General features: G+C 70.7%; 12 protein-coding genes. 1 reads left to right on the plus strand and 11 read right to left on the minus strand.

What is annotated here, in order from left to right:
* Window positions 1-208: 208 nt before the first annotated feature.
* The 6 genes from H6927_16045 to phnD form a co-directional block, all read right to left on the minus strand.
* Window positions 209-2089, minus strand: coding sequence for a protein kinase (locus H6927_16045; GenBank protein MCP5219603.1), 1881 nt, complete (start codon window positions 2087-2089; stop codon window positions 209-211).
* The gene (gene tagF / locus H6927_16050) at window positions 2086-2673 is read right to left on the minus strand and encodes a type VI secretion system-associated protein TagF (GenBank protein MCP5219604.1); all 588 of its coding nucleotides are present in this window, start codon (window positions 2671-2673) and stop codon (window positions 2086-2088) included. Before tagF ends, H6927_16045 begins: the two co-directional genes overlap by 4 nt.
* Window positions 2670-6329: a type VI secretion system membrane subunit TssM gene (gene tssM / locus H6927_16055; GenBank protein MCP5219605.1), complete on the minus strand. Its 3660-nt coding sequence runs from the start codon at window positions 6327-6329 to the stop codon at window positions 2670-2672. The genes tagF and tssM overlap by 4 nt, the downstream gene beginning before the upstream one ends.
* Window positions 6329-7654, minus strand: a complete 1326-nt coding sequence (locus tag H6927_16060; protein ID MCP5219606.1) for a DotU family type VI secretion system protein — start codon at window positions 7652-7654, stop codon at window positions 6329-6331. Before H6927_16060 ends, tssM begins: the two co-directional genes overlap by 1 nt.
* An 82-nt stretch (window positions 7655-7736) precedes the next feature.
* Entirely contained in the window at window positions 7737-9068 is a 1332-nt protein-coding gene (gene tssK, locus H6927_16065; GenBank protein MCP5219607.1) for a type VI secretion system baseplate subunit TssK, read from the minus strand.
* Between the two features lie 247 nt (window positions 9069-9315).
* Window positions 9316-10386: a phosphate/phosphite/phosphonate ABC transporter substrate-binding protein gene (gene phnD / locus H6927_16070; GenBank protein ID MCP5219608.1), complete on the minus strand. Its 1071-nt coding sequence runs from the start codon at window positions 10384-10386 to the stop codon at window positions 9316-9318.
* 186 nt (window positions 10387-10572) lie between these two features.
* Between phnD and H6927_16075 the strand changes: the two genes are divergently transcribed.
* Complete coding sequence (locus H6927_16075; protein MCP5219609.1) at window positions 10573-12480, plus strand: response regulator; 1908 nt, start codon at window positions 10573-10575, stop codon at window positions 12478-12480.
* A 50-nt stretch (window positions 12481-12530) separates the two neighbouring features.
* On the opposite strand, the gene H6927_16080 is transcribed toward H6927_16075, so the two are convergent.
* The 5 genes from H6927_16080 to H6927_16100 all read right to left on the minus strand — a co-directional run bounded on the left by H6927_16080 (window position 12531) and on the right by H6927_16100 (window position 21308).
* Window positions 12531-16187: a filamentous hemagglutinin N-terminal domain-containing protein gene (locus H6927_16080; protein MCP5219610.1), complete on the minus strand. Its 3657-nt coding sequence runs from the start codon at window positions 16185-16187 to the stop codon at window positions 12531-12533.
* Window positions 16188-16201: 14 nt separating this feature from the next.
* Window positions 16202-17833, minus strand: a complete 1632-nt coding sequence (locus H6927_16085; protein MCP5219611.1) for a ShlB/FhaC/HecB family hemolysin secretion/activation protein — start codon at window positions 17831-17833, stop codon at window positions 16202-16204.
* Window positions 17830-19965, minus strand: a complete 2136-nt coding sequence (locus tag H6927_16090; protein MCP5219612.1) for a CHAT domain-containing protein — start codon at window positions 19963-19965, stop codon at window positions 17830-17832. The genes H6927_16085 and H6927_16090 overlap by 4 nt, the downstream gene beginning before the upstream one ends.
* Window positions 19966-20089: 124 nt before the next feature.
* Complete coding sequence (locus tag H6927_16095) at window positions 20090-20236, minus strand: hypothetical protein (GenBank protein ID MCP5219613.1); 147 nt, start codon at window positions 20234-20236, stop codon at window positions 20090-20092.
* Window positions 20237-20327: 91 nt separating this feature from the next.
* A complete protein-coding gene (locus H6927_16100) occupies window positions 20328-21308 on the minus strand; it encodes a quinone oxidoreductase (protein MCP5219614.1) in 981 nt (326 codons plus the stop codon).
* Window positions 21309-21365 lie beyond the last annotated feature (57 nt).

Genomic DNA, 21365 nt, shown 5'->3' on the forward strand with positions numbered 1-21365 from the left:
CTCGGCATTCATGGGTGAAGTTCATGATCAACTCCTTGCAAGATCGGTGAACGATGGAGCACCGGGCCCGTTTGAAGACGGGTCCAAGGGCATGAAGCGCGGGCAGCCCAAACCATGGCTGTCCCTGCACCCTCAAGACGCACGGGCCTCGGCGGGTTCAAACAGGCGCTCGTAGCCCATGGGCTCATCGGCGGCGAACTCATGGGGCTCATTTCTCGGCGATCTCGAAGTGCGCGACGCCATAGACATCGTCGCAGCGAGATGCCCCACCGGGGCACATGGGCTGGCCCAGCAGGGGCGTCGGCCCGCTGCCGCGGGTGCGTTCCAGCGAAGCCAGCACCGGGGCCGGAAACTGCGCGAACACCCCGCGCGCAAGCACCCCGGACTGGGTGAAGTCGCGCTCCAGGGCGCTGACCAGCACGGCGAACCGATCCGTGCCGGCGGGCCCCCCGGACTCCATGGGCCATGAGGCACGCGGCAGCTCGATCGTCTGGTTGGGCGCGATCTGGTTGCGCTTGTCGAGCGCGTTGGGAAACAGCATGTAGAGCTCGCCCTGGGTGTCCAGCAGGAAAACATAGACATAGCCCGCCCGGTTGCTGGTCACGGAAAAGCCCAGCCGATCCTTGCCGATCGCGACCTCGGGCTTGTTGGGGCGCGCCGTGACGCGCACGTCGGCGGCAGCGCCGAGTGCCAAGGCCCGCAAGGATTCCGCTGGCGTGCGCGCGGCAGGCAATGGCGCCGGCGCGGGCGGCGTGGGTGGCGGCGCGTTGGACTGGGCCGGCTGGGATGCGGGGGTTGGCTCGGCGGCAGGCGGCGCAGGAGCCCTTGCGGCCGCCGGGGAACCCTGCGCAACAGCCGGCGTACCGGTGGGCTTGGGCGCCGGGCCGCGCTGGCTCCACCACCAGGCGCCACCGGCCGCCACGAGCGCCAGCACGAGAGCCAGAATCGTCCAGGGCATTGCGGTGCGGCGCGACGGGGCCTGCGTCGTCGGATCCGCGGGAGCCAACCTGGAAGACATGGGCGCCGCCGCGGCCAGCACCGTGGCCGCGCCATCGGCGGCCGCGGCGCCCAGCCCCAGCAGGGCTCGCAGCGCGGCCATGGACTGCGGCCGTGCCTCGGGCCGCACGGCCAGGCCGGCGTCGATGGCGCTCAGGAGCGCCGGGCTGTAGCGTTGCGACAGGGCCGCATCGCTGGCCAGCGGAACGTAGCCGTCGGTCATCACACGCCCAACCGAAGGTGGAGGAACCCGTCCCGTGACCGCCAGGTGCATCACGGCGGCCAGGGCATAGACGTCGGTCCAGGCGCCCTGCTTCATGTCCGGCATCTCGGCATACTGCTCGATCGGCGCGTAACCCGGCTTCAGGATCACCGTGATGGCCTGGGTCTTGTCGCTGATGACGCGGCGCGCGGCGCCGAAGTCCAGCACCACGGGGCGTTCGCTGCCCTCCAGCAGCATGATGTTGTCGGGCGCGATGTCGCGGTGAAAGCAGTGCGCGGCGTGCATGACGCCCAGGGCCTGGCTGACGCCATCGACCACCGCCAGCAGCCAGGCCTCGTCGACGCCGTCCGGCCCGCTGGCCGCCAGGGCCTGCCGCAGGGTGCGCCCCTGGTAGCATGGCATCACCATGTAGGTCGTGCCGCGTTCTTCCCAGAAGCGGTAGACCTTGACCAGCGAGGGGTGGTCGAACTGCGCCAGCAGGCGCGCCTCGTTGATGAACGAGCGCATGCCCAGCTCGAAGGTCTCGCGCTGGCGCTCCGACAGGGGGTGAATGGTGCCGTCCGCGGCGCGCGTGGCCAGCGTGGTGGGCAGGTATTCCTTCAGGGCCACCACACGCTCCAGGGTGTGGTCCCATGCCTCATAGACCACGCCGAATCCACCCTGCCCGATCACCCGCGTGATCTCGAACTCGACCAGCCGGGTGCCCGGCGCCAGCGCACCGGCACCAAGATCGATCGACGCGCTCGACTCCTCCGCCCGCATGGCCGCCGCCGAATCGGCGGACAGCACCCGGGTGGCATCGTCGGCAACCGACACATCACTGCCCGTGGGGGCGGTGGCGATGCGCGTGAGGTCGTCGGGCGTGCTCATCCAACAGGCCCCGCCGTGGCGGGCAGCCCCGCCAGATCGAACAGCAGATCGAAATGCGCATCGCGCGGCCAGCCGGCGCACGCCAGTGGAGCCCCTGTGCCCGCCGCGCTGCGCCACAGGCTGCCGCCCGGTTCGACCCGCTGGCACCCGTCCGTGGACGTCGCGCCCGGCTTCATCGCGCCGAACCGGGCCACCAGCGCATCGTCCAGGCCCTGCGGGCCGCAATCGTCGTGCAGGGCCTGCAGGGCCGCTTGGGTCGCACCATCCCACCAGGCCTGCGACGCAACAACGATCTGCGGCATGGGCTGCACGATCAGCAAGGGGAAATACCGCCCCACCCGATCGACCGACGGCATCATCACGCCGAGCCAGGCCTCCTGCGTCAGCAGCCCGGCGCCGGCTGCGAATTGCCACAGCGGCGCTCCCAGGTACGCTGTCTGCCACCCCGCATGGCGCCGGCGCAGCGCGCCGAGTTCCACCTGCAACCACTCATCCAGCCGGGCGCGCACGGCATCCGACAGGCGTCGACAAACAAAGTCTCCGGTCCCGGGCAGCTTGCCCCACCACCCAGGCAGCGCGTTCAAAGACCTTGCGGACATTTGAACTCCCGCAACTCGCGCAATCGCACCGGGTGCTGCACGCTGTTGGCCGTGACCTCGAAGCGCGCGCGGCGACCGTCGATGGCGAAGGTGACGAAAAAGCGCTCGGGCGCGCCGCCCGGTTCGAGCTGCGACTTGTCGAACGCCCGGAACAAGGCCCACGGGCCGTCGACCGTCATGCCCGAGGCACCGCCCGTGGCCGACGGCGGATTGAGCTGAATCCGCACCTGGTTGCTGCCGCGCGGGCCCGGCCATTGCACCGCCATGGGCACCGCGGGACCATGGGCGTAGCGCACCAGCTGCCCATCGACGTCGAGGATGAACTGGGTGATGCTGGCGTCCATCTCCACCGGGCGAAAGTCGAGCCGGATCGAGGGTGCGCGCCCGCCGGCGCGAAAGAAGATGTCGCGGATGCGTGCGGCGCGTTCGAACTGGACCAGCGCCGCCGGCGTGACGGCGCCGCGATCGGCCACCGGCTTGTAGCGCCAGGGCCGCGTGCTGGTGTCGACCAAGGGCGCCAGGCGTTTCTGGAAGAAATCATCCATCAGGCCACCGGGCCCGAACATCTGGCCGAAGTCTTCGGGCAGCACGTCGCGCGGGCTGTTGGGGTCGAACGGATAGCGCCCTGAAATGGCCCGTTCGCAGAACTCGGTCACCGGTCGCAGGTCCTGGCTGAGGTTGCCGCGCTCGGCCACCCGGGCCTGTGCGGCGCCGGTCTGGCTGAGGTTTTCCACCATCGAGCGCACCGGCTCGGGCAGGCGCGCGGCGTCGGCACGCAGCTTGCCGGCGACGTCACCGGGCGGCGGCGAGTTGCGGCTCTTGAGGGCCGTGTCGACCGCATTCAGGTACACGTAAACCTCGTTGAACAGCTTGAGCACATCGTCCATCGGTGCCGGCTGCCCGGGCGCCGGCGCCGTGGCCAGCTGCCGCAGGGCCGCGAAGCGATCGTCGACGATGCTCTCGATGGGTTTACCGGGCGCGGCCTTGGCCGTGGCCGAGGAACCACCGATCAGCTCCTCCAGGTTGCGCCGCGTGCCGCGCACGGCCTCGGCGGCGCGGTCCAGCGCGCCGGCCGTGGCGCCATCCTTCCTGGGCGGAATCAGGGTGGTTTCCTTGACCACGGCGCGCAGCAGGCGACCCAGCGGCGAGTCGGCGCTGGAGAGGATGCGGGCGATCTCGATGTTTTTTTCCAGCCCGCTGGCGCGCACCAGGTGCAGGTCGGACAGCAAGGCTTCCCAATGCTTGACGTATTCCTGCAGGTACAGGCCGCGCACCCGGTCCGTCAGATCGCCCAGCGCCGCGGCGCCCTGCAGGCGCGATGCCACGTTGCCCGGCTGGCCCAGCACCCACGGCTCCTCGGCCGCCAGCTGGGGCGTGATCTGAGCCACAGCCTGCTGAAAGCGCTGGTGATAGCCGTCGTAGGTGAACAGGCCCGGCACGCCATCGGTCAGCGGTTTGCCGCTGGCGCGCTCGAACACCAGCGGCGCCGACGGGCCAGCGGCATTGGCCACGCTGAAGGCCGGCACGTCGCTGCCCAGGCGCAGCCGCTTGAGCCGGCTGAAGACACGCAGCTCGAGCGGATAGCTGGCCAGCAGCGCCCGCACGTCGCGCACCAGGGCCTCGTCCATCTGCAAGGGCATGCGCGGCGGGCCGTTGGCCACCAGCGCGTCGAGCTGCTGCTCGAGCTGGCGCATGCGCTCCTCGGTGACGCCCTGATCGAGCAGGCGCGACCAGTCCAGCGTGACCCAGGCCTTGAGCGCCTGCGCATCGAAATGCTGCGGCTGGAACAGCATCAGATACGCCTTCAGGGCTTCGTAGGTGAATTCGAGGTTGTCCTTGCCAGCGCCGCGCAGCTGCGCCTCGACCCGGCGCGCCACCAGGGGCAGCAGCACCTCATCCAGGGCGTGGCGGTGCGCGATCTCAGCCGCCGTGTCGATCTTGTCGCCCTGATAAAGCCCCAGCGTCATGGTCACCGGGGGCTGGCCCATACCGTTCTCGGGAACGCGCCAGACGTCGCGCAGCGCCTGCAGGGTCGGGCCCAGCGCGGCCATGCCCTGCCGGGGGTCCTGCACCTGCTCGGGCAAGGCCGCCAGGCGTTCGCGCATCGCGGGCACCTGGGCGTCGACCGCCGCCAGGTAGCGCGTGTTGCGCCAGGCGCTGAAGCCGCCCAGCCCCAAGAGCCCCAGGGTGACCAGCAAGGCGCCCGCGAGGGCGGCGTTGCGCCCGATGTGGCGGCGCCGCTCGGCTCGCAGGTCGGTTCCGGCCAGGCGCTGCTCGGGGAACACCACTTCCTTGAGCAGGGTGGTCAGGAAGTAGCTTCGTCCACCTGCGGTCTGGGCCGGCAGGGCGGCGCGCGGCAGTGCAAAGCTGCGGGCCAGGCTGCCCATGACCCGGTCGATGGGGCTGCCTTCCTGCGTGCCGCTGGTGAAATACACCCCCCGCACCCAGGGCGACTGGGCGTAGCGCGAGCCGACGAACACCTGGTCGAGCACGTCCTCCAGCGCGGGACCCAGGGCGGCAAACTGCGCCGGAAAGGCGAAGATCTCGGTGCGGCGCGCGGGATCGCTCTCATGCTGCAGGCGATCGATCAAGCCGTCCGCCAAGCGTTGGCTGAGCAGGCCGAACTCACGCCCGAAGAAACTCGAAACGCCCTTTTCCGCCAGTTCCCCGCCTTCCTGCGGCGGCAGGGTAAAGCCCAGCACCTGCGCGCGCTGGGCCTTGCCCAGGTCGTCGAAGTACGCCATGAAGCCGTGCAGCAGATCGGCCTTGGTGACCAGCACGTAGACCGGCAGGCGTTCCTTCAGGCGCTCGTCGAGCTCCTGCAGGCGGGCGCGCAGGGCGGCGGCGTGCGCGCTGCGCTCGGCCACGCCCTGCTGCAACAGGTCGGCCGCGCTGAGCGTCAGCACCACGCCGTTGAGCGGGCGGCGCGGACGGGTCTTCTTGAGCAGGTCGAGGAAGGCCTCCCAGGCCTGCTTGTCGCCGCTTTGGTCGCTGTCCTGCGTGGTGTAGCGCCCGGCGGTGTCGATCAGCACCGCCTCGTCGGTGAACCACCAGTCGCAGTTGCGGGTGCCGCCCACGCCGGCAATCGCACCGGGCCCGTACTTCTCGGCCAGCGGAAAGCTCAGGCCCGAGTTGACCAGCGCCGTGGTCTTGCCCGACCCGGGCGCGCCGACAAACACATACCACGGCAATTCATACAGGTAGCTGCCACCCGACACCGACAGCCAGTCGCGCCAGCCAGGCTTGCCGCCCGCGCGATGCAGGCGCATCTGCCGCAGGGTCTGCATGGCCTCGCCAAAGCGCTCGCCCAGCACCTGCGATTCACCCGGCGCGGCAGGCCGGGCCGGCTTGCCTGGCGCTTCGCGCGTCAGCTGCTCGGTCAGGATGCGGCTGGCACGCCGGGCGCGCACGCGGCGCCACACGTAGGGGCCCAGCACCAGCAGCGCCAGCACGCCGATCAGCGCCGCCCTCACGCCCACGCCGGCCAGCGGCGCGGCGTCGCCGACGCGCACCACCGGCCCGATCCACCAGACCAGCAGGGCCAGGGTGAGCAGGGCCAGCACCATGAGCACGGCAGGCGTCAGCAGCGCCCGCAGCACCGTGGCGATGGGCGACAGCAGGGTTCGCAGCAGGGAGCCCATCACCGTGCTCCCGAGCCCGCGGGGGACGCGCTGGCGGGGTTGGTGAACAGGACGATGTCGACCCGCCGGTTCTGGGCCCGGCCGTCGGCGGTGTCGTTGGAGGCGACCGGCTCGGCGTCGGCCCGGCCCTCGGCGCGCATGCGCTGCGGCGCCACGGTCACGGCCAGGGCCGCCTTCACGGCCTCGGCGCGGGCCGTCGAGAGCTGCCAGTTGGACGGGAAGCGCAACGAGCGGATCGGCACGTTGTCCGAGTGCCCGGTGATCAGCACCGCGCCCTGCACCTCGGACAGGGCGTGGGCAATCCGCCCCAGCACCGGGTGCGTGCGCGGCATCGGGTCGGCGCTGCCCGAGGCGAAAAAGCTGTCGCCGCGCAGGCGCACGGTGCTGCGGTCGGCCTCGTCGGTGACCGTGACCAGGCCCTCGCGAATCTCCGGCTCCAGAAAACGCGCCAGGCGCGGAGCCGCCGGCATGGCGGCCGGCGGCGGCGTGGGCACCCCGGGCGCGCGCAGGGCCGCCACCGCCGCGTAGGTGGAATCGGAGCGCTGGCCCAGCACCACGCGCGCGCCGAACCAGGCCACGGCCAGCACCAGCAGCAATGCCGCCGACACCACCCACAGGGGGACGGCGTGGCGCAGGGCCTGCCCGACCAGGCCCTGCCCGCGCCAGTGCGGCGAGAGATCGGCCTCCAGGGGCGGGCGGTCCTTGTGGATCAGCTCGGCCAGGCGCTGGCGCACGCTCTCGAGCTGGCTGCGGCCGTTGTCCAGCACCCGGTAGCGGCCTTCGAAGCCCAGCGCCAGCACGCAGTAGATCAGCTCCAGCAGGGATCGGTGCGCCGGCACGTCCTGGGCCAGGCGCGCCAGCAGCTGAAACACCTTCTCGCCACCCCAGGTCTCGTTGTGAAACTGAACCAGCAGGCTCTGCTTGTTCCAGCCCGCCTGCACGCCCCAGGGCGTGTTGGCCACGGCCTCGTCCACCGCGGTGCACAGGACGTAGCGCGCTCCCAGCACCGCCTCGGGCGCGGAGCCGGCGGCCCTGGCATCGGCGTCGAAGCGGCGCACGGCCTCGCCGGCGGCCGTGCGCAGGGCCCCCGCGTCGGCGGGCTGGACCATGCCGCGCAGGCGCGCCGCCAGCAAAAGCAGCGGCGTCGCGGCGGCGACCAGCGGATTGAGCGCGGCCAGATGCCCCAGGTCGGCCGGCGGGGCATCGGACGCCGTCCCGCCGGCGCTCGAGGACGGCGGCGGCGCCGAGGCACCATGGCGCGGCTGCGGCTTGACGATGGTCCGCTCGGTTTCGAAGGCCGCGAAGGGGTCCGGTGCATTGCTCATTGGCTAACCTCCGTGCTTCGCACTGCGGTATGAGCCCCCTTCGGAGCGGCCGGGCGTGGGCTCATGGCCTTTCCTCCTGCCATCAGCCTCGGATGGCCCAGAACGCCAGATCCAGGCCGGGGAAATCGCCCGCGATGTGCATGGCCATGCCGCCCGACTGCTCGAGCTGGCGCCACAGGTCGCTGTGGCGCGTCTCCAGCTCGAAGTAGCTGGCGCCGCTGTGAAACGGGATTTGGCGCGGCGCGACGGGCAGCGGCGTCAGGGTCACGCCCGGCAGGTGCAGGTTGACCAAATCGCGGATGCGCTCGACCGGGCCGATCTTGACTTGGGTGGGAAAGCGCGCCCGCAGCGCCTCGCCGGGCATCTGCGACTGCACCGCCAGCACGAAGGTGGCGTTGCGCTGCAGCTCCACGTCGGAGATCAGGGCCACGCGCACGCCGTGCTTGCGGTCGTGCAGTTCGATGCGGATGGCCGACTGCTCCAGCACCATCGACAGGCTGCGTCGCAGATCGTCCATCAGGGGCCGAAAGCAGGCCTGCAGGTCGTCGTGCACGTAGGGCGGAAACTGCGCCGCCCGCCGCCCCTCGCGAAACGTCGCCAGGTCACCGGCCAGCGCCAGGGCGCATTCGAAGAAGTGGCTTGGATGCAGGCTGGCGCTGTGCATCAGGTGGTCGAACACCGGCTCGTGCCGGTTAACCGTCTGCAGCAGCATGAAGTCGGCCACCTCGGCCACGCCGCCCGTGCCGCCCTGCGTCAGGCGCCCGGCCAGGGCCTCGCCCCGCTGGTGGATCAGGCCGCGCAGCTCGCCCACCCAGCCGTGGACCGTCGGATGGGCCGCCACGTCCAGCAGCGGCGGGAGCTGTTCGCGCGCCAGCACCAGCAGGTTGTCGGCGCGCCGCTCCTGCACGCGGGTCACGCCCAGCGTGGTCCAGGCATCGCCCGCGTCGGCCGCCAGCATGAGCCGTGCGTGCAGGCGCCCGAGCTGCAGCAGGGCCGTGCGTTCGCCTCCGGTGTTGGAATCGGGCACGTCCTCCTCGAACGCGCGATGGCGCACCAGGGGCTCGAAAACCTCGACGTCGGCCTCGCGCGCGCCCGGCCGGCGCAGCGGCAGCGCCAGGACGACCGCCACATCGCGCGCCGTGGAGGGCAGCTCCAGTGGCTCGGGCAAGGGGTCGACCGCCGGCATGTCGAACACCGTGCCGTCGCCAAACACGCCCACGGCCCGCACCAGCGCCAGCTTGCCCAGTTCGAGGGCGGCGGTGTCGATCTCGAGTTCGCTGAAACCCCAGGCCCATGCCACGGTGGCGCGCATGGCCACGTGGCGAACATGATCGGCGTTGCGTTCGCTTTGCTGCAGGTGCTGGGGTTGCAGCAGCATCCCCTCACTCCAGACCACTTTGGATCGCCAGCTCAACTCATGCTCCAGGAAACGGCCAACCGCCATCGGGCAGGCATCGACACACGCGGCACGGCGCACCACGCGCCCCAAACGCCAGAGCTGTCAGTTTCCCGGTGACGGAGCGCCGAGCCAATCCTCCGAATGGCCTAGCCGGTCGGGCGGAGCCATTGATTCGAGGTCAAATCGGACCTTGGCCAGCGTGCACCAAGCGCCAGCAGCTATCTTTTTTATAGTTATGGATAGGCTGTCCGCACCCGCCGGTTCATTCCGCCGTGAGCATCCGGACCTGGGCCGCGTACTCGGCGTCGATGCGCTTGAAGCGCGCCTGGCGTGCCTCTTCGTTGATCCACTGCGCCTGCTGGGCCTGCTGCCGGGCGTACTTGGCGGCGATGCTCGCCGCCGGCAGCAGCGATCGGTTGTCGGCGGCGATGAAGCCCGCCAGGTCGTGCAGGGCCTTGAGCACCGCGCGCTGGCCATCGCCCTTGGGCGAGGGTGCGCGCCCGTAGCCCGTCAGGAAATCCTGCACCGCGCGCCGCAGCGCCGGGCTGAAGGTGCGCCGCATCACGATCTGGCCGTGGGGGATCAGGTCGGACGACCAGATGATGCGCAGGCGCGCGGCCTCCTCCGGAAACTGCAGCTGGAAGCGCTCGAAATCGGCCGTGTTGCTGGTCGCGATGTCGGCCTCGCCATTGGCCACCGCCAACGCGATGCGTTGATGGGTGCCGACGATCTCGCTGGCAAAGCGCGTTTCCATCTCGATGCGATGCGGCAGGAAGAACTCCAGCTGCGGCACGATGAAGCCCGACAGGGAGTGCTTCTCCCCCCGCGCCATCCGCCAGGAGTCGGGGTCGGCCAGCAGGGCCGCCAGCGTGCTGCGCGGCCCCTCGGCCCGCACCAGCAGGATGGCCCGATACCCTGGCAAGCCATCGTGGCGCGTCACCTGCGCCACCACGCGCATGCCGCGCCGCGTCACGGCTTCCAGCGCCATCTCGCCCGACAGGAAGGCGATGTCCACCTCGTCGCGCTCGATGGCGCGTGCCAGCGCGCCATAGCTGCTGGCCGAGAACATGGTGACCGGGCGTCCCAGCGTACGCTCCAGGTCGGCCAGCAAGGGCGCCCAGTCGTTGCGCGAATCGAGTGTGCCGCCGATGGGCAGGACACCGAAGCGCAGCGCCATGCGTGCGGCGCGATCGGGATCCTCCGCGGCGACCTGCGCCGCCGCCGGGTCGGCCGCAAGCCATGCCGCCGCCGCCCCCAGCACCGCGGTGCGCAGCCAATGCCGCCGCGAGCGGGGCGAGATCCGCGCCTGCTCGCGCCCGGCTGTCGATTCCATCCGCTTGAACTCGGCCATGGTTATGATTCTGCCGCAGACAGGCTCGCCGCGGTACATGTTCCGGGCCAACGCACCGCGTGATCGCAAGGCCTCGAGGCCATCACCCGTGCCATGCCGCCGCGCTGTGGAGCATGGATTTCGCGACCCGGCTGGACGGCAGCCGCGCGCCGGTCAGGAGACTCGGACATGACCCTTTCGGCCACGGTTCGGCAGTGGTTCTCGCATCTGTCGCTGACCACGCAACTGGTGCTGCTGGCGGTGTTGCCGGCGGTGCTGGCCACCCTGGCGGTTTCGATGGTGGCGACGCGGCAGTACCTCGGCAGCGTGGAGGCCCTGATCCGGGCCAATGCCCAGACGGCGGCCTACCAGATCGCCACCGCGGCCGAGGAACCGATGCGCGCCATGGACCGGCGGGCGCTGCTTGGCATCGCCCGCGCAGGCATCTCGCAGCCCCAGGTGAAGCAGGTGCGCGTCTGGTCGGCCGACGGCGAGCTGCTGGCCCAGGCCGATGAGCCGGGCGCGGAGGGCGCGCCGGGCTTTCAGGTCACGGCGCCCATCCTGGGCGCGCAGGGCCGGCCCAGCGGGCAAGTCAACATCAAGGCCAGCCTGCAGGAGCTGCTGGACGCCCGGCAAAAGCGCTGGCGCGACGTGCTGGTGTCGCTGCTGGTGTCGCTGCTGGCCGTGCTGACTGCCGGCGCGTGGGCCGCGCGGCGCATCACCGCCCCGGTCTCGCGGCTGGGCGTGGCGCTGGAGAAGCTGGGCGCTGGCGAGTCGACCCAGGTCGAGGTGACCGGCACGCTCGAGATCCAGCGCCTGCTGCAGGGCTTCAACCGGTCGGCCCGGGCCCTGGCGGGCAGCCGGCTGGAGATGGAGACCCGCATCCGCGAGGCGACGGCCGAGCTGGCACGCAAGAACCAGCAGATCGAGCGCGCCAGCCAGGCACGCATGCGGCTGCTGGCGGCCGCCAGCCACGACCTACGCCAGCCGCTGCACGCGCTCACGCTGCTGTCCGAGGGCCTGGCCAGCGGCGAAGCCGACCCCGTGCGGCTGCAGCGCATCGGCCACGTGCGCGAATGCGTGAGCTCGCTCGACCAGTTGTTCTCGGAACTGCTGAACCTGTCGCAGCTGGACGCCGGCGTGCTGCGCCCCAACTGGCGGCGCTTTGCCCTGGACCAGGTGTTCGCCAACGTCAGCCGCGACCATCGGCCCGTGGCCGAGGAGCGCGGGCTGCGCCTGGTGGTGCGCCCGACCGCGCTGTGGGTGCATTCGGACTTCACGATGCTCTCGCGCATCCTGGGCAACCTGGTCTCCAATGCCCTGCGCCATACGGTCACCGGCGGCATCCTGGTGGCGGCCCGCACGCGCGGCGCAGTCGTGCAGATCGACGTCATCGACACGGGCGTCGGCATACCGGCCGAACTTCGGGAGCGCGTGTTCGACGAGTTCTACCAGGCCGACAACCTGCCGCAAACCGCGCATCGCGGCGAAACGCGCGGCCTCGGACTGGGCCTGGCCACCGTGCGGCGCCTGGCGCATCTGCTGCACACCCGCGTCGAACTGAAGTCGGTGGTCGGTCGCGGCACCTGCATGCGCCTGCGCGTGAAGACCTGTCCGCCCGAGCCGCCAACCGAGACGACCGCCGCCGCAAGCCTGCCGCCCTACGGCGCCCGGCTTGCGGGATCGACCATCCTGGTCATCGACGACGAGCCGGCCATCCTGGAAGGGCTTCATCTGGGCCTGGGCGGCTGGGGCTGCCACGTGCTGACGGCCCGCTCGCGCGCCGAGGCGCTGGCCCACATGGACGCGCGGCAGGTCCCGCCCGACGTGATCATCTGCGACCTGCTGCTGGCCGACGGTGACAACGGCTTGCTGGTGCTGGCGGCACTGGCCGCTCACCCCCACAGCAAGGGTGCCCTGCCTGCGCGCCTGCTCGTGACGGGAGAAACGCAGCCCCGACGCCTGCTCGACGTCGCCGCCAGCGGGATTCCGGTGCTGTACAAGCCGGTCACGCTGGCAACCTTGCACCGCGCCATCGTGGAGCAACTGCCAAGCCACGCCATGGTGGCCGGTGAAGCCGACAGCCGTCCCGGCTGACCCGGTGACGGCAGGCGAACGCGAAACCGAAGGGGTTGCACGCGCGGCGATCAGAAATCGCCACAATCGTTGCGCCGATCCGTCGCCACGCAGTTGGTCAGGCGGGGGCGGATGCGCACGCGTGCCCATTCGCGTTCCAGCACCTCGTTGCTCGCCGCCTCGCGCAGACCGTCCAGCGGTTCGCTCGCCAGACAAATGGGTGCGCCAGCCAGATTCTGGTCGAACGTGGCGCTGTCACGCGGCAGGCTGAGCGAGGGCAGCGACGGCACGGCATCGCCGACCGTCTCTGGGCTTGGCCCAGGGCCTGGACCTGGGCCTGGATTCGGCCCCGGACCAGGCCCTGGGTTGGGACCTGGTCCGGGCCCAGGACCCGGCCCCGGCGGCGCGCTGCCCACGCTGAGCGTCCCCGGCACCACCGCCACGACGTAGCCGATGTCCGAGCTGTACGAGCCCGAGATCGGATAGGAGCCCGCCGGACTCGCCTGCGTGGCCGATGTGCTGGCGCTGCCGTGAACCGTGTCCGGGCTGTCGCCCGGACGCAGGCCGGTAACCGAGACGGTGAACGGCGGGTTGGGCTCACCGACGGGGCGGCTGGCGTCGCCGATGTGGACGGTGGCGGTGGGGCGCTGGACATAAACGAAATGGTTCTCGTCCGGCGAAATCGTGACGCCACAGCCACCGCCATAGCTGCAGCCATAAAGATTGGGCCTCAGGCCCGACCCGGCGACGCCCCCGCGCGATTCGCCTACCCAGGTATCGGCCCACACGCGCCAGGGAGCCCCGTCGATGCGGCCGGCGCCCGGGTTCTGGAAGCGGTTGGCCGCCACCAGGTCGGCGCCGCTGTTGCTGCTCAGCGGCAGGGCCAGGGTCAGGTCTTGACTCAGGGTCTGCACGTAGACGCGATCGGCTCCCAGCGTGTTGGCGCCGAGCGCTTGCGCAACGTTGACACTGCCAAGCGCGCCCGTCACCGTGACCGGCGCCAGCATGAGGTCATTGCGATCGACCCAGGCGAAGCGGCCAGCAGCGGACCCGCCCAGGGCCATGGCGTTGTTGTCGGCGTGGGTCAGGTCGACGTCGCCGCCGGTGGAGCGGGCCAGGACGCTGCCCGCGGTGATCCCGCCCGACGCGCCCTGTGTCACAGTGCCCGCGCTGACCAGCCCCAGTTGCGGCGCCTGCAGGGGTGCGTTGATCTGGATGCCGGCGCTGCCCGCGCCGCCGTTCTGCAAGGTCAGCGCATCGTAGGAGGTCAGGGCGCCGTTGACGGCAATGGCACCGCGGTGGTCGTTGCTGCCGACCACGATGGTCCCTGCGGACAAGCGCGAGAACTCATCGGCCGACAGCGCGAAGCCCTGCCCGCCGGGGCTGGCCAGATCGATCGGGTCGGCGACGCGATCGACGGCCGCGCCACTGGTCAGGACTTCGCCGGGGCGAAGATCGAGCATCTGCCCAGCCTGGATCGTCACGCCGTTGCCGATCACGATCGCATCGGTGGTCCCGTTGTTGCCCGCGCGCACGGTGGCATGGCGGCCGGCCGACAACGGGGCTTTTGCGTTCAGCAGCAGGCCTGGCGCGCCATGCGTGGCCGAGCCGGCCAAGTCGAGATCGCGCCCCGCGGCAATGTCGATCGGGCCGTCGTCCAGCAAGACCCCCGCCCCCTGCACGTTGGGAACGCTGTCGTCCAGGCGACCGTGGATGGAAACGTCACCCCCCGCGCTGCGGACACTGGAGGTCGTCATGTGGACGCCGCTGCCGGTCGGAACCGGGCGCCGCAAGGGATCCACCGTGCCACCCACGCCTTGCACCAGGATCGATCCGGTGGTGCTGTCGACCGTGGTGCCTCCAAACAGAGCAACCCCGTCGTTGTTGGTGCTGCTGCCGCTCAACGTGATCGACCCACGTCCGCTCGACAGGTGCGCGTCGTCGAGCTGCAAACCGGCTTGACTGGACAGCCCGTTGGCGCCCGGCGTGGTGGTGCGACCCTCGAGATCGATGTTGCCATCGCCGCGCCCCGGCGTGGCACGCGCCCGGCTGTCGAGCGTCGCATCGGCCAAATGCACACCAGCATCGCCCGGACCCTTGGTCGACCAGTTGCCGTGCATGCGGATGTTGCCGCCGTTGCTCAGGATCGAACCATCGAAACTGACCTGCCCCCCGCCGACCGCGGGACCGCTGTTGTCGGCATCGGCGTTGAGAAACACGTTCAGCGCGCCGGCGCCTGGCGTCGACTCGATCGTCACCGTCGGCGACTCGGTCCGGATGCTGCGGTGCGCGTTGACCTGGAAAGTGACGGGAACACCCGGCGTGTTGCGCGCGATGGCCACGCCTTCATGAAACATCACGTCACCGGCCGTCGACGAGCCCCCGGCGGGCGTGGTGACGGTGACGCTGGTGCCCGTATCCAGTGCCGCGCTCACGGTGCTGTCGTACAAGGCGTTGGCCGACGGCGACGGAGGCGCGCTGCCATGCCAGATGTCGACGTCCTGCGGATCGAGGATCCAGGTGCCGGCCGCACCAGACGCCGTCGAGGCATCGACGGCAAAGCGATCGGTGATGTAGAAGGAACTGCCCGAGGTCTCGATCAGCCCGCCGCCGGTTCGCCCGCGGGCGCTCAACGGGCCGTCGAGCGTCAGGTCGTGGCTTGCATGCACCTGCACCTGGCCGCCGCGCCCGCCGCCCGGGCCGGAATCGGCGACGATCTGGCCCGTCAGGCTCACGTCGGTGCCCCGAATGTCGACGCTGCCGCCCTGGGCCGACCCGGCGCCACCAACGTCCAACGCGCCGCTGCGCACCTCCACGCCGCCACTGCCGGCGTCCAGAACGATCTGGCCACTCCGCGCCTGGATGTGCCCCGCGGTGGGAACAAACGATCCGTCGGGGAAAATGCCGTTGACGATGAGGCCCCAGGTCTCCTGCGTCAGCAACAGAACGCGCCCGCCATCGGCCTGAATGTCGCCGACGTTCTCGACCCGACCAGCCAGTCTTCCTTCCAACGCCCCGGCATCCACACGCAGGGTGGTCAGGCCATCGCCAACCGGATCGAGCGTGACCTGCGACCCGGCCGCCAAGGCCACGCTTCCACCCGGAGCCAGGATATCCCCCCCATTGGACACCGAATTGCCGATCAGGACGACGACACCGCCCTTGCCGCCGTTGCCATTGGCCGTGATGGACGCCCCGGAATCGACCATGACCGTCGCCGAGCCTGGCCCCGGATTGGCGAACTTCATGGCGCCGCCGGCCAGGAAGGCGTTGTTTCGATCCGTCTCGGTGGCACCGGCCAGATCCAGCGTGGAAGCGACGATGCCTCCCACGCTCACCCGCGCGCCCTGGCCGAACAGGATGCCGTTCGGGTTGATCAGGTAGACGTGGCCGTTGGCGTTGAGGGCGCCGTCGATGCTCGACATGGATTCACCGGTGACCCGGTTGAGCAGCACGGCACTCGCGTTGGGTTGACGTACGTTGACCGTGGCACCCGAGCCGATCGAGAAGGTGTCCCAGTTGGCAATGCCACGCTGCACCGACTGGTCGATGGTCATGACGTTGCCGGCCGCGTTGACGCTGCTCGACACGCCTCCAGTCGGCGTCGAGAAGCCGCTCGGCAGCATCTGCGCCAGGCCTGGCAGCGCAAAGCCGCAAGCCAGCAGGGCCAGGGCCAGCGGATGAAGACGCAAGGCGCGTTGCGGTCGGGCCGGGGGCAGGGACGTCATCATGGGACTCCGTGTTAGAAGGCCTTCTGCGCCTGAATGAAAAAGCGCGGGTTGCGGCCACCGCCATCGGCCAGGCCGCGCCGGGTGCCGGTGCGCCAGGCCAGCGTGGCGTTCAGGCTGAAGTCCCCCGGCTTGCCCCAGGCCAGGCCGATGCCGGCGCCGCGCAGGCTGATGGCGTTGTCGGCCTCCGACAGAGGCCGCTTGGCCTGCCGGCCGTGGGCGGCGTCGAAGAACAGGTAAGGCGTGATCTCGTCCATGGCCGACCAGCGCCATTCGAGGGTCTGGATCCAGCCCTGGTCGACCAGGGCCTCGCTGGACGCGTAGGCGCGCACGGCGCGCGCGCCGCCCAGGGCGAGCTTTTCGGAGGCGTCCAGGTTCTTGCTGGCCCATTGCCCGCCGATCGAGTAGTACAGCGTGTGGCGCGGCGCGATGGACTGCAGGCGCGAGAACTGGAACACCAGGCGCGAGAAGCCACCCGCGGTGCGCAGCCCGCCCGCGGCCTGGTCGGCTGCTTCGGCTCCCGCGTCCTGGATGCGCAGATGCCCGCTGTAGAGCGTGCCGCTGCTGGCAAAGTAGCCCCCGCCCAGCCAGTCGTCGCGCCGGTCCCAGGCCCAGCCCAGCCCCACGTCGTTGACCCGCTTGCCCAGGCTGACGCCGACAGCGCGGTAATCGTCCCTCAGGTGCTTGGATTCGAGCACCAGGCGAGCCATCAGGTTCTGGTTGCGCTGGCGGATGACCGGGTAGTTGAGCGAGGCATCCACTACGTCGGCCTGGCCGTGGGCGTCCAGCGGACCAAAGGCGCCGCCAATGTCGTACTGCATCTGCGCCACGCCCAGGCCCAGGCGCAGGCCGCTGCCCCCCAGCGGCAGCTCATAGCCGAGCCGGCCGAAGGTCAGGCCACGGTCGGACACCATCAGCCGCGCGTCCAGGTTGTCGCCCACGCCGGCCGGGCTGTTCCAGCGCGCCGTGCCGCCCAGGCGCCAGCGCCCGGTCTCGAGCGTGCCGTGGTTGTCGGCCTCGGCCGTGAAGCTCCAGCGGCGTGCCGCCACCACCTCGACCGCCAAATCCACCGTGCCGGTCGCGACACCTTGCTGCAGGCCCGAGGTGACCTTGATGCCGGGCTGGTCGGACAACAGCAGCATGGCACGCTCGTAGGCGGCCGCATTGACGGCCTCTCCCACCGGCACCGCCGCCAGGAAAGCGCGCACGCGCTCGGCGGTGATGGGCGCGTCGGGCGCCACGGTGACGTTCACCTGGCCCAGCCGGCCCTCGATGACGCTGATCTCGACCACGCCATCCTTCACCTGCTGCACCGGAACGATGGCCTGGGCCAGAAAGTAGCCATGCTCGCGGTACTGCGCGGTGATGGCCTGGGCCAGCGCCTGCAGTTCGGCCAGGTTCACGTCACGCCCCAGGTAGGGCGCGGCCAGCTGGTGCAGTTCCTGCTCGTCCAGCGCCGCGACGCCCTTCAGGCGGACGTCGTTCAGGCGGAACGTCGTCTCGGCCGGCGCGGCCGTGCCCGGCAGGCTCTGGCTGGCTGGCGCCTGGGCCGATGCCGGCTGTGCAAGACCGAACGCGGTGACCAGCGCGGCCACAAGATGGGCTGAAAAGGTGTGAGCGGACCACGGTGCAGGACGAATGCTCATGACTCATCCCCCACGGTGAGGCGCCAGTCGCCAATCAGGTTGAACGGAGCCCAGAAGAAGGGGTGGGCCAGCTTGGGCTGCCGCAGCACGGCGATCTGGGCCGCCTGCATGGCCCGCTGCACGTCCTGCCCCTTGGCCAGGGCGCCGTAGAGGGTGCTCATCAGCAGCTCCGTGGCGTCGTCCGACACCGGCCAGAGCGAGGCGATGAGCGAGCCGCTGCCCGCCGACAGGAAGGCGCGCGGAAAGCCCAGCACCTCGTCCCCGCTGGCCACGCGCCCCAGGCCCGATTCGCAGGCCGACAGGGTCACCAGCGCGGTGTCGGGCAGCTTCATGTCGAGCACTTCGCGCGCCTCGAGAAAGCTGCGGCGGCCGCCCTCGTTGGCCAGCAGGATGCGCGAGTACAGCGGATCCACCTCGTCGGCCTCGGCGTGCGCGGCCACGTGCACCAGCGGCGCGCGACGCGCGGCCTCGCGAAACTGCGTCTTGGTGGCCTGCACGCCGGTGTAGACGCGGCTGTCCGGGAACAGCCGCGCCAGCCGATCGACCTCCGCATCGGCACCCGGCAGGTCGTACTTGTCGGCAATGCGCGGGTTGCCGAACGCCGTCAGGGCCTTGGGAATCACGGCCGGGCGCCGCGCCAGGCGCACCGCGACGCTGGCCGACGGCTCAACGGCAACCGGATGGCGCTCGATCAGGTAGGCGCCATCGACGCGCAGCGCCTGGAACGGCAGGTAGTGCAGCGGCCCATGCGGCACGATGATGAGCCGCTGGCCCTTGGCCAGCCCCAGCGGCGCGATCAAGGCCTGGCCCAGCTTGTCGGCATTGGCGATCGCCGTGCGCCGCCCGCGCACCACGGCGTTGCGAAACACCTCGACCAGTTCGGTCAACTCGTCGCGCGACACCGGATAGCTGCGGCTTTCGAGCGACTCCGGCCCAACCACCCACACCTGCAGCGCATCCTTGAGCGCATGAAATTCCACCACCCGTTCGTCCGGCCGCAAGACCGCCTGCAGCTGGTCCAGGCGCACGGTGCTGCCGGCGTCCGACCCCAGCGGCGCGCGCCCCCGCACCGCATCCAGCAAGGCGCGCGCCCGGCTGCGCTCGCTCACGTCGAAGGCCCCGCGCGCATCCCCCGCGGCCAGGTGCAGGCCGATGGCGCGGTCGAACACCGATTGCAGGTCGGAGAACAGCCCGATCTTGAACTCCTCGCTGCGAAAGCGGCTGCGCGCCTGGTCCACGCCGTCGAGCGCGTGGTTGATCGCCACCAGCGCCCCGGCCGGGTCCCCCTCGGCCTGGGCGCTCTGCGCCACGCCGTCCCACGCCCAGAGCTGGAAGTAGTTGCTGTCGACCCCGTAGGACTTGCCGGTCAGCGCCTGAAAGCTGGCCCGCGCCTGGGCGGGCTTGTGCTCGGCCAGCAGCAGGCGCGCCTGCGAACGGTCGATCTGGGCACGCAAGGCAGCGTCCTTGGGGGGAGCGATCTCGGCCAGCAACTGGCGCGCGCGCTCGGTCTGCCCGTCGTCGATCAGGGCGTTGGCCAGCGAGGCACGCACCAGCGGCGCATAGCGTTCCGAGCTGTTGGCCAGCGCATCCTGGTAGCTGAGGATGGCGCCCGTGACATCGCCGCGCCGCAAACGCACGTCGCCGATGATCTTGTTGGCCGGGCCGGCCACCGCCTGGGGGTTCTTGGCCGTGAAGCCGAGCGCCTGGCGGGCGAAGTCGATCGCCTTGTCGTACTGGCCGGAATAGCTGTAGACGATGGCCAGGTCGCGCCGCGCCAGCGCCTGCAGGTTGTCGTCGCGCTGGACGTCGGCCAGGTGCAGCGCCTTGCTGGCGGCCCGGATGCTCAGGCGAAACTCGCCGGCCTCGGCCAGGGCCACGGCCTGGCTGCAGTACTGAAGGGCGTCGAGCTTGACGTCGTCCTGGGCATACAGGGCCGCGCCGTCGGCCGTCAGCGCCAGCAAGGTATCGGTGTCGGCCAGGCGCGCCTCGGACTGCCGCGTGGCCGCGGCTTCCGCGTCGGGCGCCTGCGCTGCGGCCTGTGCCCATGCGGCACCCGACGACAGCATGGCTGCCAGCCCCATCGAGGCCAGGCCCGCCCAAAGGCGCCGGTTCGGCCGTCTGGTGATGTTCATGGGCCCTGCCTCGCTTCCTGCAACGTGAACCTACGAGCCCTGCAGTCTAGGAGGGGCCCGCGCGCTCACCAATGCGCAAAACGGCCTAATCCGAATGGACGGGCCAACGCCTGAGCAACAGCCCTTACGGAGCGCGATGCGGGTTGCGACGCGAGGCGTGCCACAGATAAACCGTGACCGGCGGAGACGCGGCGATCACCTGCCCGTCGGCCGCCAGCAGTTCGGCCTTGAGCACGTGCGAGCCGCGGTCCAGTCCGCGCAGCGCGATCACGCGACCCTCGGTGATGGGCTGGGCGCGTCCATCGACGCTCAGGCGCACCCGGCTGCCCGGCGCGGCTTGCGAATGGTGTGAATGGCCGCGCTCACAAGGTCAGGATGCTGCAGCCCGTAGTCTGGCGCGCCTCCAGCGCCCGGTGCGCGGCCTGCACGTCGGCCAGCGCAAAGCGCTGGTCGATGGGGATCCTGACCTGGCCGCTCTCGACGGCCTTGAACAAATCGTCGGCCATGGCCTGGCAGCGCTCGCGCGTGGCGATGTGGGTGAACAGCGTGGCGCGCGTGACGTACAGGCTCTTGGGCGCCAGCACGGCCGGCGCGAACGGCGGCACGGGGCCGCTGGCGTTGCCGAAGCTCACCATCAGGCCGAAGGGGCGCAGGCACTGCAGCGAGCCCTCCCAGGTGTCCTTGCCCACCGAGTCGTAGACCACCTTGACGCCCGCGCCACCGGTGATGTCGCGCACCCGTTCGGCAAAATTCTCAGCTCTGTAATTGATAGCATGTTGCGCTCCATTGGCGCTGGCCAGAGCACATTTTTGCTCTGAACCCGCGGTGGCGATCAGGCGGTAGCCCAGCGCCTTGGCCCACTGGCACGCGATCAGGCCCACGCCGCCGGCCGCTGCGTGCCACAGCACGAAGTCGCCCGGCTGCAGGCCCTCGGCCGGCAGCGTGCGGCGCAGCAGGTACTGCACCGTCAGGCCCTTGAGCATCATGGCGGCGCCGGTGTCGAAGTCGATCGCATCGGGCAGCCTGCACACCGCCAGCGCGGGCAGCACCCGCACCTCGCTGTAGCTGCCGGGCGGGTTGCTGGCGTAGGCCGCGCGATCGCCTGGCGCCAGGTGCGTGACACCCGCGCCCACCGCCTCGATCACGCCCGCGCCCTCCATGCCCAGCGTTAGCGGCGTGGGCAACGGGTACACGCCGCTGCGCTGGTAGACATCGATGAAGTTCAGGCCGATGGCCCGGTGGCGGATGCGCACCTCGCCGGGACCGGGTTCGCCCACGGCGACGTCGACCAGCTTCATCTCTTCGATGCCGCCCTGGCGGGCAATCTGGACTGCAAGGGACATGGGGACATTCTCCTGAGGTTAAGCTCGCGACTCACGCCGATGGTGCCACGGCGCGCG

It is taken from the genome of Burkholderiaceae bacterium (genome assembly GCA_024235995.1).
GTDB lineage: Bacteria > Pseudomonadota > Gammaproteobacteria > Burkholderiales > Burkholderiaceae_C > Ottowia.

Bases quoted from the DNA above. Each gene is read 5' to 3' on its own strand.
- H6927_16090 (MCP5219612.1), bottom strand. From the start codon at position 19,965: ATGAACATCACCAGACGGCCGAACCGGCGCCTTTGGGCGGGCCTGGCC.
- H6927_16085 (MCP5219611.1), bottom strand. From the start codon at position 17,833: ATGAGCATTCGTCCTGCACCGTGGTCCGCTCACACCTTTTCAGCCCAT.
- phnD (MCP5219608.1), bottom strand. From the start codon at position 10,386: ATGGAATCGACAGCCGGGCGCGAGCAGGCGCGGATCTCGCCCCGCTCG.
- H6927_16045 (MCP5219603.1), bottom strand. From the start codon at position 2,089: ATGAGCACGCCCGACGACCTCACGCGCATCGCCACCGCCCCCACGGGC.
- tssM (MCP5219605.1), bottom strand. From the start codon at position 6,329: ATGGGCTCCCTGCTGCGAACCCTGCTGTCGCCCATCGCCACGGTGCTG.
- H6927_16075 (MCP5219609.1), top strand. From the start codon at position 10,573: ATGACCCTTTCGGCCACGGTTCGGCAGTGGTTCTCGCATCTGTCGCTG.
- H6927_16100 (MCP5219614.1), bottom strand. From the start codon at position 21,308: ATGTCCCTTGCAGTCCAGATTGCCCGCCAGGGCGGCATCGAAGAGATG.
- H6927_16060 (MCP5219606.1), bottom strand. From the start codon at position 7,654: ATGAGCAATGCACCGGACCCCTTCGCGGCCTTCGAAACCGAGCGGACC.
- H6927_16080 (MCP5219610.1), bottom strand. From the start codon at position 16,187: ATGACGTCCCTGCCCCCGGCCCGACCGCAACGCGCCTTGCGTCTTCAT.